The organism is Acinetobacter sp. GW821-FHT01C12 (assembly GCF_059422625.1).
On record NZ_JBWKXD010000007.1, the window covers coordinates 80,174 to 95,115 of the forward strand.

Sequence of the window (14,942 nt, forward strand, 5' to 3'; positions counted from 1 at the left end):
TTAAGCGCCTATTTTTTTTCGCCATTTAAAACTAACCCTGAATCAACTGAGTTAACTCATCTACATAATCTTGCATTGGTTTAGGATTTTTATCTGCACGGCTTTCAATATTTAAGCGTAATAATGGCTCGGTATTTGATGCACGCACATTTAAACGCCATGCACCAAAATCAAGGCTAACACCGTCTGTTTGATCAATTGCAGGGTTTAAATTAGCAAAATGATCGAAGATTTTTTGAATGGTTTTTTGCGTATCTTCGACTTTAAAGTTGATTTCACCACTGCAAGGGAAACGTTCAATCATCCCTTCGACCAGACTGGATAACGATTGCTGAGTTTCTGATACCACTAAAATCGCCAATAACCAAGGGATCATCCCACTGTCACAGTAAGCAAAATCACGGAAATAGTGATGTGCACTCATTTCCCCGCCATAAGCTGCATTGTGTTCACGCATCACATCTTTAATAAAAGCATGTCCAGATTTAGATTGAACAGCAATCCCTTGATACTGCTCAATGATATCCAGTGTATTCCAGACTAAGCGAGGATCATGTACGATTTTTTCACCGGCTTGTTTTAACAAGAAGGCTTGAGCTAATAATCCGACTATATAATAGCCTTCAATAAATTGACCTTTTTCGTCAAATAAGAAACAACGGTCAAAGTCACCATCCCACGCAATTCCCATATCCGCATGATGTATTAAAACTGCATTGCGGGTGCTATCTCGATTTTCCACTAAGATCGGATTAGGAATACCATTTGGGAAAGTACCATCTGGATGATTATGGATTTTAATAAATTCTACTGGGATATTGAGCGCTTTGAATTTTTCTTCGATTGCGTCAACAACATGACCCGCTGCACCATTGCCCGCATTCATCACCAGTTTAAGCGGGCGGATTTTGCTTGGATCAATATAGGTGAGTAGGTGTTCAATAAATTCAGGGAGGATATTATATTTTTGGGTTGAGCCTTTTTTCTCAACTTCAATGAACTGTTCAGATTCAGCCAATGATTGGATCTCTTTTAGTCCCGTATCTGCACTGATTGGTCGAGCATTTTCACGAACCAATTTCATACCATTGTAATCCATCGGATTATGGCTTGCTGTGATTTCAATACCACCCTGAACATCGAGATGAAAAGCACCAAAGTAAACTTCTTCTGTTCCCGTCATGCCAAGATCAAGAACATCTACGCCAGCATCATTTAAACCACGAATGGTTGCTTGTTTTAAGTCTTCGCTGGTTAAACGGACATCACAACCAATGACAACAGTTTTGGGTTGATAGATTTGACCATAAGCACGGCCTACTTTATAAGCGATTTCTTCATTTAGCTCTGTGCCAAGTTTGCCTCGAATATCATAGGCTTTGAAACAAGTCAGTTTATTCATGTTCATCTTTATATTGTTTAAGGTTGGCTGGTAGTGAAACATCATTTTAACCTTAAAGTGTATAAGAAATTATATTGGAAGATGTAAATTTAGTTTGAAGAATAAAATTGAATACGTTTCGATTACACCAAGCTTATTTTTAATAATGTATTGGATCATCCATGATAATTTGCACATTGTGGATTTATAGCTTTTGAGATGATCTATGTATAATTTTATAATTCATGTGATAATAGTCACATTTTTTCACTGTTAGTATTTGAATTTAAAATATTTTATTAAAGAAATTTAACTTTAAAAAGTAAAAATAAGCATTTGATTAGGTTTTATAATGTGTAGAATAGAAATGAGGTAGGGAAATAATTCAAAATAATTCAATACCGATAATTAAAAGCTTTTCTAGGTGCCATTCGCGAATGTTAATAGCAAAAAAGCCCACTATATTGTTAAAAAGTTTGAGTGCTGTGAGTTTATTGGTTCTATTGCAGAACAATGGTTATACACAAGAAACAAGCTACTTAAAAAATATCAAAGAAGGTGTGACAGGGTTTATAAAACCCAAGGATGATCAGTCATTTAGAACCGTCCAACTCAAGGATTTGACCGATTTTAAATATCAACCCGATGCACATATAGGCAATCAGAATCAACTCCCTGTTGTAAAGCCATATACTGGACAAAAGGCTTCGCTCAATAATTTATATTTAGAACAAGCGCAAAAACAAACAACCAATACGTATTCAAACCAGGCAAAAATCTTAAGTCTTGAAGATGCGATTCAAATTGCAGTAAAAAGAAACCCCAATATTGCTCAAACGATTTCGACATTGGCAGGACAAAATGCCAATATTGATGTGGCAAAAGCGCAATATTACCCACAGTTAAAAGCGGGTATGAATACAGGTGATTTTACATCCAATGATAAAGGTCGCCAATTGTATTCAGTTGAAGCCAATCAACTGCTTTATGACTTTGGTAAAGTAAAATCCAGTGTCACCACGCAACAAAATAAATTGGCAGTTGAGCAAGCCAATGTATTAATCAGTATTGATGATATATCGACCCAAACTGCGCGAGATATTTTATCCTTACTGCGCTATCGCAATATTATCAAAATAGCGCAAGATCAATTTAACGGGGTCAGTCGTTTACATGAGATTGCACGCTTAAGAGCAGACGCAGGAATTAGTAGCAATGCCGATCCAGTACAAGCACAAAGCTATGTTGAGTACGCACGTTCCTACTTAATCACACAGCAAAACTTTTTAAAACAACAAGAACAAAAATTACGCACATTATTGGGTTTTGATGTGAGTCAAATGGATTTTAATATTCCTGATGAGTTTGTAAAACAGTCCGGTCTTTATGATGATCCTGAAATGAATACCATTCCTACGATGATTGCAGCAAAAGCAGAAATTGATGTTGCACAGAGTCAGAAGAAACAAACCCAATTGAGTGCTTATCCAACGATTTCATTGGTGGGATCAGTCAGTAAAGCATTGAATGGTCAAAATCCAAATACTGGTTTAGAAAACGATACCGATGGTTCTGTTGGCGTGCAGATGTCGAGTAATTTTTATCAAGGTGGCGCACTGGGATCTCAAGTCAAAGCTGCAAATTTTGCTGAACAAGCTGCACGTGCAAAGTTGAATGCAACTTACCTAGATATTATGGATCAAACACAAATTGCACGAGAAAGTATTGAAAACACGGATAAGCAAATTTGGGTTCTATTGGATCGGGAGCGCTCAACAGCAAAAACCCGTGAGCTGTATGAAGAACAATATAAATTAGGCAAGCGTTCGATCTTAGATTTATTAAGTTCAGAACAGTCCTATCAAAGTTCAAGAATAGAAAGGGAAGCGGCACGCTTTGATATCTATGACACGATCGCGGTGTATATCAAGGTAACCGGTAAAAGTAGAAATGCTTATCATTTAAATAACATTCAAATTCAGGGGTTTGAAGTTCAACCATGAATACAAAAACATTAAATTATCAACCCTGGTTACAAGCGATCATTACGGTTGCGCAGCATTATCGAATGCAACCTGCTGAAGAACAAATTCGTCTGCAACTGGATTGGAATAAGTACACAAATATTGACGACATGTTGTCCATTATTACCCGTCAAGTGGGTTTAAATGTTCGCAAAGCAGACTTTAGCACGGATGTATTGAATCCATGGCGATTGCCCGTTGTTGTTGAATTTAACAATGGTCAAGTTGCGGTTATCGAGAAAGTCGACAATGAGGGCAATGCAAGCTTACAGTTAAGTGGTGATCAAGGTCTTTCACAAACTTTTAATTTGCATGAACTTCAAGCCAATGCCAGTCGCGTTTATATTTTTCGACCAGAAACATCGATTCCGGATGCACGTGTTGATGAATATATCAAACCTTATGAAAAAAGCTGGTTCTGGGACATCGTTTTAAAAGATTGGAAACGTTATACCGACATCATGGTTGCTTCAATGATTGCCAATATTCTGGCATTGGCGACCATTATTTTCTCTATGCAAGTCTATGACCGAGTTGTGCCATCTCAGTCTATTCCAACCTTGTGGGTGCTCGCAGGAGGGGTGTTGATTGCAGCTGTTTTTGAGTTTGTGTTGCGCATCGCACGGGTTTATTTGTCAGACATTATTGGTAAGCGTGCAGATCTCAAGATTTCAGACCGCGTCTTTGGTCATGCTTTGCGTATCCGAAATAAAGATCGCGCCCGTTCAACAGGTTCGTTTATTTCACAGATTCGTGAACTTGAAGGCGTTCGTGAATTGGTGACCTCAACAACGATCAGTGCAATTGCAGACTTACCGTTTTTCTTCCTGTTTTTAGCGATCTTCTGGATTATTGGGGGTAACATCTTTTGGGTGATGTTACTGGTTGTGCCATTGATGATTATTCCTGGCTTCTTGGTGCAGAAAAAATTAGCGCACTTGGCCACTGAAGGGATGCGAGAGTCTGCGATTCGCAACGCGATTTTGGTCGAAGCGGTTCAAGGTATTGAGGATATCAAGTTATTACGTGCTGAAGCCAGATTTCAAAATCAATGGAATCACATGAATGAAGTGTCTGCAGATGTCAGTATGCGGCAACGTAAAATTGTGGGTTGGTTAAATGCTTGGACACAAAAAATTCAAGGACTGACTTATGCAATTGTGGTTTTAGTGGGTTGTTTTGCGGTGATGAAAGGCGATATGACCACAGGAGCTTTAGTGGCGTGTTCAATTTTATCTTCACGTATGCTTGCACCGATTTCACAAGTTACAGGTGTACTCGGTCGTTGGCAGCAAGCCAAAGTGGCTAAAAATGGTTTAGATGAGCTGATGCAAAAGCCAGTAGACCGTCCTGATCGGGCACAATTGATTCAACGTAAAGTCCTTTCAGGTGATTATGATTTTAAAGGTGTGGTATTTAAATATACTGAAGATGATCCACGCCCAACTTTAGTCATTCCGCAGTTAAAAATCCATGCGGGTGAAAAAGTTGCAATTCTTGGGCGTAATGGGGCAGGGAAATCTAGCTTATTACAGCTACTTTCAGGAATGCAATTGCCAGTACAAGGCAAGATCAGTTTGGATGGTGTCGATCAATCTTTGCTTGATCCCGATGATATTCGTCGTGATATGGCATTACTAAATCAAAATGCGCATTTGTTTTTTGGGACGATCCGTGAAAATTTAACTTTGGGTGCACCATTGGCAAGTAATGATCAAATTATCCGTGCATTACAAATCACCAATGCTTTAGAAATCGTGGAACAAAAAAAGGAAGGTCTGGATCATCTTATTCTTGAAGGAGGGGTAGGATTCTCTGGAGGGCAGAAACAAGCATTGTTACTCACACGGTTATTGCTCCGAAATCCAAATATTGTGTTGTTGGATGAACCAACTGCTTCGATTGATGATGTTTCTGAAAAAGTATTGATACAGCATTTAAAAGAATGGCTAGGTCATCGGACCTTAGTGGTGGCGACGCATCGTCCTGCTGTTTTGCAACTTGTTGATCGTATTATCGTTGTGCATGAAGGGAAGATTATCAAAGATGGGCCGCGTGATGCCATTCTAAATCCTGCACAGCAAGCAAATGCAGGAGGGAGTTCAACATGAGCCAAGAAAAAAATGACCAAAATATCACAGTGCAAGAGACTGAACCTGCTCAAGTTGATCATGCATCCAATATTTTACAGCGGCCAACCAATCCCTCTGCGTTAAAGTTTTCAGAACCACCGTTACCCAAATCTACATTTATTATTTGGATTGTTGCCATCGGTCTGCTGGCTTTCTTGATTTGGGCTTGTGTATTCAAGTTGGAAGAAGTTTCTACAGGAACAGGTAAAGTTGTTCCATCATCCAAAGAGCAGACGATTCAATCTTTAGATGGTGGTGTGTTGACCAGCTTAGATGTTAAAGAGGGAGATATTATTCAAAAGGGGCAGACGCTTGCGCAAATAGACCCTACTCGATTCGAGTCACAAGTCGGTGAAAGCCAAATGAAATTACTTGCGACACTGGCTACGGCAGCACGTTTAGAGGCTGAGGTGAATGGTACCGCAATCAAGTTTCCAAAAGAGGTTTTGGCCGTTCCTGCTTTGGTGAGAGAGGAAAGTGCATTATATACTTCGCGTCGCGCAAATTTGGATGAGTCGATTACTGGTTTAAAGCACGCATTGTCTTTGGTCCAAAATGAATTGCAAATGACACAGCCTTTGGTGGCGAAAGGTGCTGCTTCTGAGGTTGAAGTCTTACGTTTAAAACGAGATATCAATAATTTTGAAAATCAAATTAACGACAAGCGGAATGATTATTATGTAAAGTCACGTGAAGAATTGGCACGAGCCAATGCCGATATTCAATCATTACAGCAAGTTGTTGCTGGTCGTAATGATTCGGTGAAACGCTCTACTTTTAAAGCGCCTGTACGTGGTGTGGTAAAAGAAATTGCGGTGACAACCATTGGTGGGGTTATTCCACAAAATGGTAAATTGATGACCATTGTACCGATTGATGAGCAGTTATTGATAGAAGCGCGTATTTCGCCGCGAGATATTGCGTTTATTCATCCGGGTCAACCTGCATTGGTAAAAATCACAGCATATGATTATTCAATTTATGGTGGCTTAGAAGGGAAAGTAACGGTGATTTCTCCTGATACCATCCGCGATGAAGTTAAACAAGATCAGTTTTACTATCGAGTCTATATTCGGACCGATAAAGATAAGCTGACCAATAAGGCCGGGAAATCTTTCTCAATAACACCAGGTATGGTGGCAACGGTAGATATTCGTACCGGTCAAAAAACAATAATTGAATACTTGTTGAAACCGTTTAATAAAGCCAAAGAAGCGTTAAGAGAGCGATAATTGTATCGTGTGGTGATTATTTTAAAAACCAATCTTCGGATTGGTTTTTTTATTGATGTCTGTTGCGCCTTGGTCCGGAATAGAGCTGATCTCGGAAAGTTGAAAGACTTAAAATATCTGGGTTATATTCCTCTTCCCACATTAAGCTGTCCTTGTTGGAAAATTGAATGTGGTCAAAAAGCGCTTTAAACTATTTCACTTCTTTTAAATCAATGCCTTTCAATTCTTTTAGGCTTGCTACGGCAAGTACTGAAATGAATGAAACGATTGCAATATAAATTTCAATAGGCAATGTTGCATCGTAAGTTTTAAACAAATAGGCACAAATAATCGGTGCCATTGAACCTGCTAAGATTAATGCAAATTGATAAGAAAAAGAAACACCTAGATAGCGCTGAATTAGTTTGACTAAATAAGCGCTTGTAATGCTGGGTAAGGCTGTCCAGCAAAACGAAACCTACTATCATAATCATCTTCCATAATCCAGCAGCTATGTTAGCTAACTCTAGCAATTGTTTACGACGAGCCAGGCTAAGGGGTATTGGTGTGATGAGGTGACCAAAATTAGGTCGATAAAAGTGACAGTGAGATTAAGATTATTTGAGTACACCTAAAACAAAAGTTTTGGCAGCAAGAGGACTAGAACTATTAACTCCCACACGGAGAAATATGAAAAAGATTCCAACTCACACAGAAGAAGAAAACAATTGCTGAGCAAAAGAGGCTTGATTGAAACGGTGAATGATCAGTTAAAAAACTTGCATCAGATTGGACATTCACAGAATCGTTCAGTGAACAACTTTATGGTAAATATACCGAACTCAAGTGAATTAGCTTAGCCTACAATCCATCATATTTCACACCTGGAAATACACACAGCATCTCAAATGCCAAATTAGCTGCCAATACTGCCGTTGAACCAAATGGATCATAGGGAGGAGAGACTTCCACTAGATCAGCTCCAACCAACTGGCAACCTTTCAAACCACGAATAATTTCCAATGATTGTGGAACGGTTAATCCAGCAATTTCAACAGTTCCTGTACCTGGGGCATATGCAGGATCAATACCATCTATATCGAAGCTTAAATACAATGGACTATCACCAATTTTGGCACGAATCTTTGCCATTAGTGGGGCTAATGATTTATACCAGCACTGATCAGCTGGAATAACGGTAAAGCCTTGATCAATAGACCACTTGAATTCATCAGCGCTATAGCCAGTGCCACGTAATCCAATCTGAAATACTTTGTCGTTGAGTAACAAGCCTTCTTCCACGGCGCGCCTAAATGGTGTGCCATGTGCAATTTTTTCACCAAACATTTCATCATTCACATCAGCATGTGCATCGATATGTACGACTGCCACTGGCCCATACTTTTTGCTAATAGCACGCAAGATAGGCAACACAATGGTATGATCACCACCCAAGGTAATTGGCTTACAGTCGTATTTTAAAATGTTTTCTTGATAAAATGACTCAATGATATCTATGCTTTTCAGCAGGTTAAAGGTATTGATTGGCACATCACCAATATCTGCCACTTGTAAACTTTCAAAAGGTGCAGCAAAGGTATTAACGTTATAAGGACGCAACATTCGTGACTCATCACGAATTTGTCGTGGTCCCAGACGAGAGCCAGGACGATTAGAGGTGCCTATATCAAGCGGAATACCTACGAAAGCCACATCTAGCCCTTCACCATTCATTTGCATAGGCAAACGCATCATTGTGGCTATCCCACCACAACGCGGCATTTGATTGCCACTTAAAGGCTGGTTAAATGGTTTATTGCTCATTTTCATACTCCAATGATGATTTTTAATGTGGTGGGCAAGGCTCAATACTTTTGTTCTACTTTTATTGATTCTGTTGCATTCATTAGATCATCTGAAATAGCAATCTCTCGACCTGATAATCGGTCTTGCCATGTATTCAGCACCTCAGTAGGCGTAGGCTTGCTTATCAGGCTCACTACAACATAGGTCACCAAACTCGACAGCAGACCAAAATAGATTGGTTCATTAGCCAATACATTGGTAAAGATCATTGTCGCAAGTGTCACTACCGTACCCACAGCCATAGAAGCCAAGGCGCCAATCCCAGTCGCTCTTTGCCATATAAACCCACCAAGAATTGCAACGAGCAAACCACCCACAAGAATATCATAGGCAATGGTCAATGCAGTCACCACATCACTCACCACCATTGAAATAATAGTCGCAATGATTCCAAGTCCAATGATATATAACCGATTGGCACGTATATCATGTTCAGGATTAACCTCGCCAGAATCACTTTTGCGGCCCATCAAATGACCAAAAAATGGCATTACATCGGCTCTGGATACAGTGGCACAGGCAATTAAGGCGCCAGAAGCTGTAGACATCATCGCAGCGAGAGCTGCAGCAAGTACAATTCCCGATAACCCAACAGGCAATACCTTCTCAGCAACAGCTGCAAAAACATCGCTCTTAGCGGAAATATCTGGCAACAAAACAGAAGCTGCAACCCCAATCAAAGCCCCAGCAACCCCATACAGCAAGCAATAAACCCCCGCTACAGTACCACCCCAACGAGCGACTTTAGGTGACTGGGCTGTGAACACACGCTGCCAAATATCCTGACCAATCAACATACCAAACGAATAAATCACAAAATAAGTGATGATTGTGTCGATACCTATGGTACCAATATCAAAATGTGCCGCACCAGTTGTTGGACCTAGCTTTGCCATAATACCATCGTAGCCCCCAGCCTGAGTCCAAGCAAATGGCAACAATAAAACAAATATGCCAATCGTCTTAAGCACGAACTGCACCATGTCAGTTAATGTGATTGACCACATCCCACCAATTGAAGAGTAAAGAATGACAATGACAGCACCGATCATCACAGAAATCCACTGTGGTGTACCGAATAGCACATTAAAGATGGTTGCATATGCGATTGTTGAGGTGACTGTTAGCATTAGTGTGTATAACACCATCACAATACCAGATGCCGCAGTCCCATTAATGCCATAACGTAATTGTAGCATTTGGGCAACCGTAAACACGCGCAATCGTTGGATTGGGCTGGCAAAAAACAGACTGAGCAAAATTATGCCAATAGCAATGGCGACCACAAGCCACATACCAGAAATACCAAACTTGTAACCAAGACCAACTCCACCAACGGTGGATGCACCGCCAAGTACGACCGCCGCCATAGTACCTGTATATAGCCCAAAACCAAGTCGACGACCTGCGACCAAAAAATCACTACTGTTCTTGGTCCTTGCTTTTCCTAGAAAACCAAATATCAGCATGACAACAAGATAAAAAACAACAATCGCAATATCAATACCCATAGAAATTTTCCTTTTCTTTTTTGTTATTCGAATATTTGCTGTAGATTTTCAACAGCAAGCATTACATAAGCCAGTTCAGTTTCCTTACTAAAAAAAGCTGAATGGGGTGTCACCACAATCCTTGGTTCATGCAGTACAGGATCATCTGCTTCAGGAGGCTCTGGATCAACAACATCAAGAAATGCGCCACGCAGTCTTCCAGACTGAACAGCTGCAATGAGTGCTTGTGTATCCACCAATTCACCACGTGCAACGTTGATGATTGATGCACCTTGAGGCATTAACTCAATCGTGCGCGCACTCACAATATGATGATTCTCCAATGTAGCTGGAGCATGTAAGGTCAGCACATCTGCAATCTGAAAAAGATCATCGAGTGAATCAACACGTCCAACCGTTATAGGCCATGCCTCAGTGGATATATATGGATCATAGGCAACAACACGTCCAAATAATGGCAGGGCAAATGTGACCAATGCTCTAGCAATACGGCCCATACCGTAAACAGCAAGCGTGAGTTCACTGATTCGTGGGGGTGCTGGAATTTTTTTAAAATCCCAACACTTTGATGCCTCACGTGCAGCAGGAATTTCTCTCAACAACGTCAGTATGCCTGCCAATGCATGTGTTGCGACCTCCTCACTGGCTGGACTAGGTAATGCAAAAACAGCAATGCCCGCTGCTTTTGCAGCATGCATGTCAATCTGGTCTAGCCCTGTCGTGGTGGTCACAATTACCCTTAATAATGGGGCTGCTGCAATTACACTTGCATCAATACGGCAAAAACTGACAATCAGCCCTTCCAAATCAGCCAAGTGTGTAAGCAAACCCTCTCCTTCATGAAGCAAAACTGTGTCATGTCCAGCCGCATCCAACACAGCAATACCTGGGGCAAAGTCAAGTCCCCCTGTATCGGTTATAGCAATTTTTGCCATGTTCGATTAATCCTTATATGACGGATCTATACGATCTAGTTTACGTAACCACGCCTGCCAAACAATTTGACGCTCATGTTCTACACCTTGAAATTGCTGACTCACACGTTGGCATAAAGCAGGCTCAACCTGTCGCACCTGCCCCAGTATTGCCAATTGACTTGTGGCCAATTGAATTTCACAAGCACGGTTCAGGTAGTACATGATCTGAAAAGCATCAGCAACGGTTGCTCCGACTGATAACAAACCGTGACTACGTAGAATCAAGGCACTATTATTGCCTAGTGATGTCTGGATGCGACTACGCTCATCTAGATTAAAAGCGACTCCTTCATAATCGTGATAACCAACCCGATTGTAATATTCAAGACTGATTTGATTGAATGGCAACAACCCCTGTTCACTGGCAGCCACCGCCATACCTGCTAATGTATGCGTATGGATAACACAATGTGCATCTTCCCTTGCCATATGTACGGCGCTATGAATCGTAAATCCTGCTGGATTATACGGAGAGTGTCCTGATATGACTTTACCCTGTAAATCAACCACAATCAGATCACTGGCACACACCTCGTCAAACATTAGACCAAATGGATTAATCAGAAAGCGTGGTTCCCCTTCATCAGGTAGGCGGGCTGAAAAATGAGTATATAAAGTGTCCTCCCAACCAAACATGGCAGCCAAGCGATAGGCCGCAGCCAAATCACGCCGTAACGTCGTTTCATCATCAATGATTTTAGCTGGGTCTCTGATCATTTTTATTCCTTCTATTTATCTTTATTTTTCGAACACTAGACCGCTTTTGAAAGTAGTTTTGTGGTCATTCAGGCCTTATGCAAAACCTTATAAATCCAAGCTTATCCCTGCCCAAATTTTGACTAACGCAAGAGATCTAATATAAATATCACCTCTAATGTAATAACTACTGTGCTGGTTATATTAAATCCAGCTCGCGCTCTACACGAATTTCCTGTTTCTACTATGTCGCGTAGACTAATGACAAACGAGAGCCAATTACTCCGTTTCTAGGGGAGCCAATTTTTTTCATTATCAAGCACTAAAGCTCAGAACTTAAAGATGGTTGATTGTTTGTTAAGTGATCAGTTGGAAACTTGTATCAGATTGAACATTTATGACATTGTTCAGTGAACAACTTTATTGTAAATACGATGGCTGCTCTCATTGCTTATTGATTGAATCCGAATAAAGCAACTTTTCGTCATATGCTAAAAGCTTAACTATATTTTATTTAACTTAGATTATTTATATAAAATCAAATGTTTAATTAAAAATATGTTTTGTAGATTAAAGCAATTTAGAGAAATAGCCACTTGATATGAGCTGCTTAAATGAAACTATGCCAGTGCTGTCACTTTGGCTTGTATATTGATATGGCTAGTTTTTTTATAGACTAAATTGTGAGCTGTAAATCTCAACAAAGCTTAAATATTTAAAAAAATCATCCACAATACAAAATAACTCGGCAATATGTTGCATGAAAAGCCCTATTTTTTAATATTTTTATTTACAATCAATACTTTATGGATATTTTGGCTTTTTTACTTATTTTTATCTTGAACTATGTTTATGTCATTTATCAAGTTAAGCTCTCTGTTTTTATCAGACATCATTTCACAACCTCAATAGCAAAAGAAATAGCTTCTGCTTCAGTATTGAAGCGGACAGCACTCTACAGACTGATCTAGATTAGCATCACCTAATACAAGAACAGGAGCATTACCGCCTAGCTCTAAGGATAGTTTTTTTATGGTGGATGCACATTGCTACATTAAAATACGTCCCACCTGAGTAGAACCAGTAAAGCTCAATTTGCACACAATATCACTATCACAGAGTGTTTTACCAACTTCATTCGAGTCACCATTGATAGTATCAGCACATCAACAGGCATAACCAATTTCACCACGCGTTTCAGTTAAAGGCTTTCCTTGCTCACCAGTGAGAATCTGTGCGAGATCCGCTTTATAAGCAGACTATGTCGTGGGTACAAATATAATATCTGGATGCTTAAGTAAATACTGCAAACTCTCCTGAATCACATCACTGTCCCTGCTTTTTGATTCGCTGAATGTACATCAGATTGTAGTGAACCCAATGCCTGTTTTATAATCTCCAAGCCTTGACGGAATTGTTCCCAAGGAATAGTCAGTGGGTACAGGAAACGAATGACATTACCTTTTTGACCACAGATTAATAATAATAGACCTTGCTGCATGGCGTATTGTTGCACAGCCTTCGCTTGATCAGAGGTTTCTAACTCAACAGCAACCATTGAACCCAATGCGCGTACATCAATAATGGCAGACGAGGTTTGTTGCTCAATTTTTAGAATGTTAGTAATTTCTTCACCTAGCAAATTAGCTCGGTCACACAATTGTTCCTGTTCAATAACATCTATCACTGCATGTGCTGCGGCAATAGCCAATGGATTCCCAGCATAGGTACCACCCAAACCACCTGGATTTGGTGCATCCATCACATCACTGCGACCAGACACTGCAGAAATCGGCAATCCACCACCCAAGCTTTTTGCCATGGTCATCAAATCTGGTTTAACACTATAATGCTGCATAGCAAACAATTTACCAGTACGAGCAAAGCCTGTTTGTACTTCATCAGCAATTAACAAAATACCATGCTCATCACACAGCGTACGTAAACGCTCCATAAACTCGACAGGTGCAGCATGGAAACCGCCTTCGCCCTGTAACGGTTCTAGAACAATAGCCGCAACGTTATGTGGTGCAAGATCTGCGATAAAAATATCATCAATACTGTTCATGGCATCATCAACACTAATACCGCGTAGCGCCGATGGATAGCGAGCATGAAATACACCTGCCGCCATGACACCAAAATCGTGTTTGTATGGTGCAGTTTTGCCAGTCATAGCCATTGCCATGAATGAGCGACCATGGAAACCACCGCTAAAAGTGATTACACCATGACGACCAGTATAGCTACGCGCAATTTTCACTGCATTTTCTACTGCTTCCGCACCTGTGGTAAAAAATGCAGTTTTGACAGGACCATCGATAGGTACTGCTGCATTAATACGCTCTGCCAGAGAAACATAGCTTTCATATGGGGAAATTTGATATGCTGTATGGGTAAATTTGCCCAGTTGCTCAGTCACTGCTGCAATGATTTTTGGATGACGATGACCTGTATTCAGCACAGCAATACCACCGCCAAAGTCAATGTATTGCTTACCTTCAGCATCCCAAATTGTTGCGTTTTCAGCCTTCTCAGCATACCAAGAACACATAACTCCAACACCACGAGGTGTTGCCTGTTGTTTACGAGCATTTAAAGCAGCATGTTTACCATCCATATGACTTCCCTACCTTTTTAGTTGTACTTTCTATCGCTACCTGATCAGTTTTTCAAGATGTAAAAAATATCAGCCGATGGTATTACTGTCACTGATCATCACTCAATTAACGAGAGCCATTTACACGATGTGAGATAGAGCCAATTGTGAAGTTAAACAGATTGCCTATTACTAATGGATCAATCAATTTGTTCAGTGTGCAATTGAGAACTTAAATCCTAATTAAGCTGTTCAAGATTTAGGAAGGAGTTTAATTTTTTGAATTAACCTTGAATAGAATCAATAAAAAAGCCCCAATCTTTCGATCAGGGCTTTTTAAATTTGGAGCGGGAAAGGAGACTCGAACTCCCGACCCCAACCTTGGCAAGGTTATGCTCTACCAACTGAGCTATTCCCGCGGAGTCTGTCCAATTTTTTAAATAAAAAACTGAATAAAAAAATTTTGGAGCGGGAAAGGAGACTCGAACTCCCGACCCCAACCTTGGCAAGGTTATGCTCTACCAACTGAGCTATTCCCGCGGACG

Annotated in this window: 10 protein-coding genes, 2 tRNA genes and 3 pseudogenes; 5 read left to right on the top strand and 10 right to left on the bottom strand. The window is 40.4% G+C overall.

Features of this window, described 5'->3' with window-relative positions; translation table 11 throughout:
- Nucleotides 1-31: 31 nt before the first annotated feature.
- Nucleotides 32-1,402 (bottom strand): phosphohexomutase domain-containing protein, encoded by a 1,371-nt coding sequence (locus tag AC07WY_RS15520; RefSeq protein ID WP_494736667.1) that lies wholly within the window; start codon nt 1,400-1,402, stop codon nt 32-34.
- Nucleotides 1,403-1,818: 416 nt separating this feature from the next.
- Here AC07WY_RS15520 and AC07WY_RS15525 point away from each other — a divergent pair, with 416 nt between their 5' ends.
- Genes AC07WY_RS15525 through AC07WY_RS15535 form a run of 3 tightly spaced genes read left to right on the top strand, consistent with a single transcriptional unit; the run spans nt 1,819 to nt 6,769 of the window.
- Entirely contained in the window at nt 1,819-3,384 is a 1,566-nt protein-coding gene (locus AC07WY_RS15525) for a TolC family protein (RefSeq protein WP_262087335.1), read from the top strand.
- Nucleotides 3,381-5,516 carry a type I secretion system permease/ATPase gene (locus AC07WY_RS15530; RefSeq protein WP_494736668.1) on the top strand — a complete coding sequence of 712 codons (2,136 nt, stop codon included), beginning with the start codon at nt 3,381-3,383 and terminating at the stop codon, nt 5,514-5,516. The genes AC07WY_RS15525 and AC07WY_RS15530 overlap by 4 nt, the downstream gene beginning before the upstream one ends.
- Nucleotides 5,513-6,769 (top strand): HlyD family type I secretion periplasmic adaptor subunit, encoded by a 1,257-nt coding sequence (locus tag AC07WY_RS15535; protein WP_494736669.1) that lies wholly within the window; start codon nt 5,513-5,515, stop codon nt 6,767-6,769. The genes AC07WY_RS15530 and AC07WY_RS15535 overlap by 4 nt, the downstream gene beginning before the upstream one ends.
- 190 nt (nt 6,770-6,959) lie before the next feature.
- Here the strand turns inward: AC07WY_RS15535 and AC07WY_RS15540 are convergent, their stop codons facing one another.
- A complete protein-coding gene (locus tag AC07WY_RS15540; protein WP_494736670.1) occupies nt 6,960-7,109 on the bottom strand; it encodes a hypothetical protein in 150 nt (49 codons plus the stop codon).
- 257 nt (nt 7,110-7,366) lie between these two features.
- Here AC07WY_RS15540 and AC07WY_RS15545 point away from each other — a divergent pair.
- Nucleotides 7,367-7,584: pseudogene (locus AC07WY_RS15545) on the top strand (transposase); the annotation flags it as partial.
- A gap of 25 nt (nt 7,585-7,609) precedes the next feature.
- Here AC07WY_RS15545 and speB read toward each other — a convergent pair.
- Genes speB through AC07WY_RS15565 form a run of 4 tightly spaced genes read right to left on the bottom strand, consistent with a single transcriptional unit; the run spans nt 7,610 to nt 11,819 of the window.
- Entirely contained in the window at nt 7,610-8,572 is a 963-nt protein-coding gene (gene speB / locus AC07WY_RS15550; protein ID WP_494736671.1) for an agmatinase, read from the bottom strand.
- A gap of 41 nt (nt 8,573-8,613) precedes the next feature.
- Complete coding sequence (locus AC07WY_RS15555; protein WP_494736672.1) at nt 8,614-10,125, bottom strand: sodium:solute symporter family protein; 1,512 nt, start codon at nt 10,123-10,125, stop codon at nt 8,614-8,616.
- Between the two features lie 23 nt (nt 10,126-10,148).
- Nucleotides 10,149-11,060, bottom strand: a complete 912-nt coding sequence (locus tag AC07WY_RS15560; RefSeq protein WP_494736673.1) for a C-terminal binding protein — start codon at nt 11,058-11,060, stop codon at nt 10,149-10,151.
- A 6-nt stretch (nt 11,061-11,066) separates the two neighbouring features.
- Nucleotides 11,067-11,819, bottom strand: a complete 753-nt coding sequence (locus tag AC07WY_RS15565; protein WP_494736674.1) for a class II aldolase/adducin family protein — start codon at nt 11,817-11,819, stop codon at nt 11,067-11,069.
- A 504-nt stretch (nt 11,820-12,323) separates the two neighbouring features.
- On the opposite strand from AC07WY_RS15565, the pseudogene AC07WY_RS15570 reads away from it, so the two are divergent.
- A pseudogene (locus AC07WY_RS15570) lies at nt 12,324-12,416 on the top strand (IS5/IS1182 family transposase); the annotation flags it as partial.
- Nucleotides 12,417-12,751: 335 nt separating this feature from the next.
- Here AC07WY_RS15570 and AC07WY_RS15575 read toward each other — a convergent pair.
- From AC07WY_RS15575 to AC07WY_RS15590, 4 genes and pseudogenes are all read right to left on the bottom strand, one after another.
- Nucleotides 12,752-12,975: pseudogene (locus AC07WY_RS15575) on the bottom strand (aldehyde dehydrogenase family protein); the annotation flags it as partial.
- 144 nt (nt 12,976-13,119) lie between these two features.
- The gene (gene gabT / locus AC07WY_RS15580) at nt 13,120-14,418 is read right to left on the bottom strand and encodes a 4-aminobutyrate--2-oxoglutarate transaminase (RefSeq protein ID WP_494736675.1); all 1,299 of its coding nucleotides are present in this window, start codon (nt 14,416-14,418) and stop codon (nt 13,120-13,122) included.
- 322 nt (nt 14,419-14,740) lie between these two features.
- Nucleotides 14,741-14,816, bottom strand: a tRNA-Gly gene (locus AC07WY_RS15585).
- 45 nt (nt 14,817-14,861) lie between these two features.
- Nucleotides 14,862-14,937, bottom strand: a tRNA-Gly gene (locus AC07WY_RS15590).
- Nucleotides 14,938-14,942: the final 5 nt, after the last annotated feature.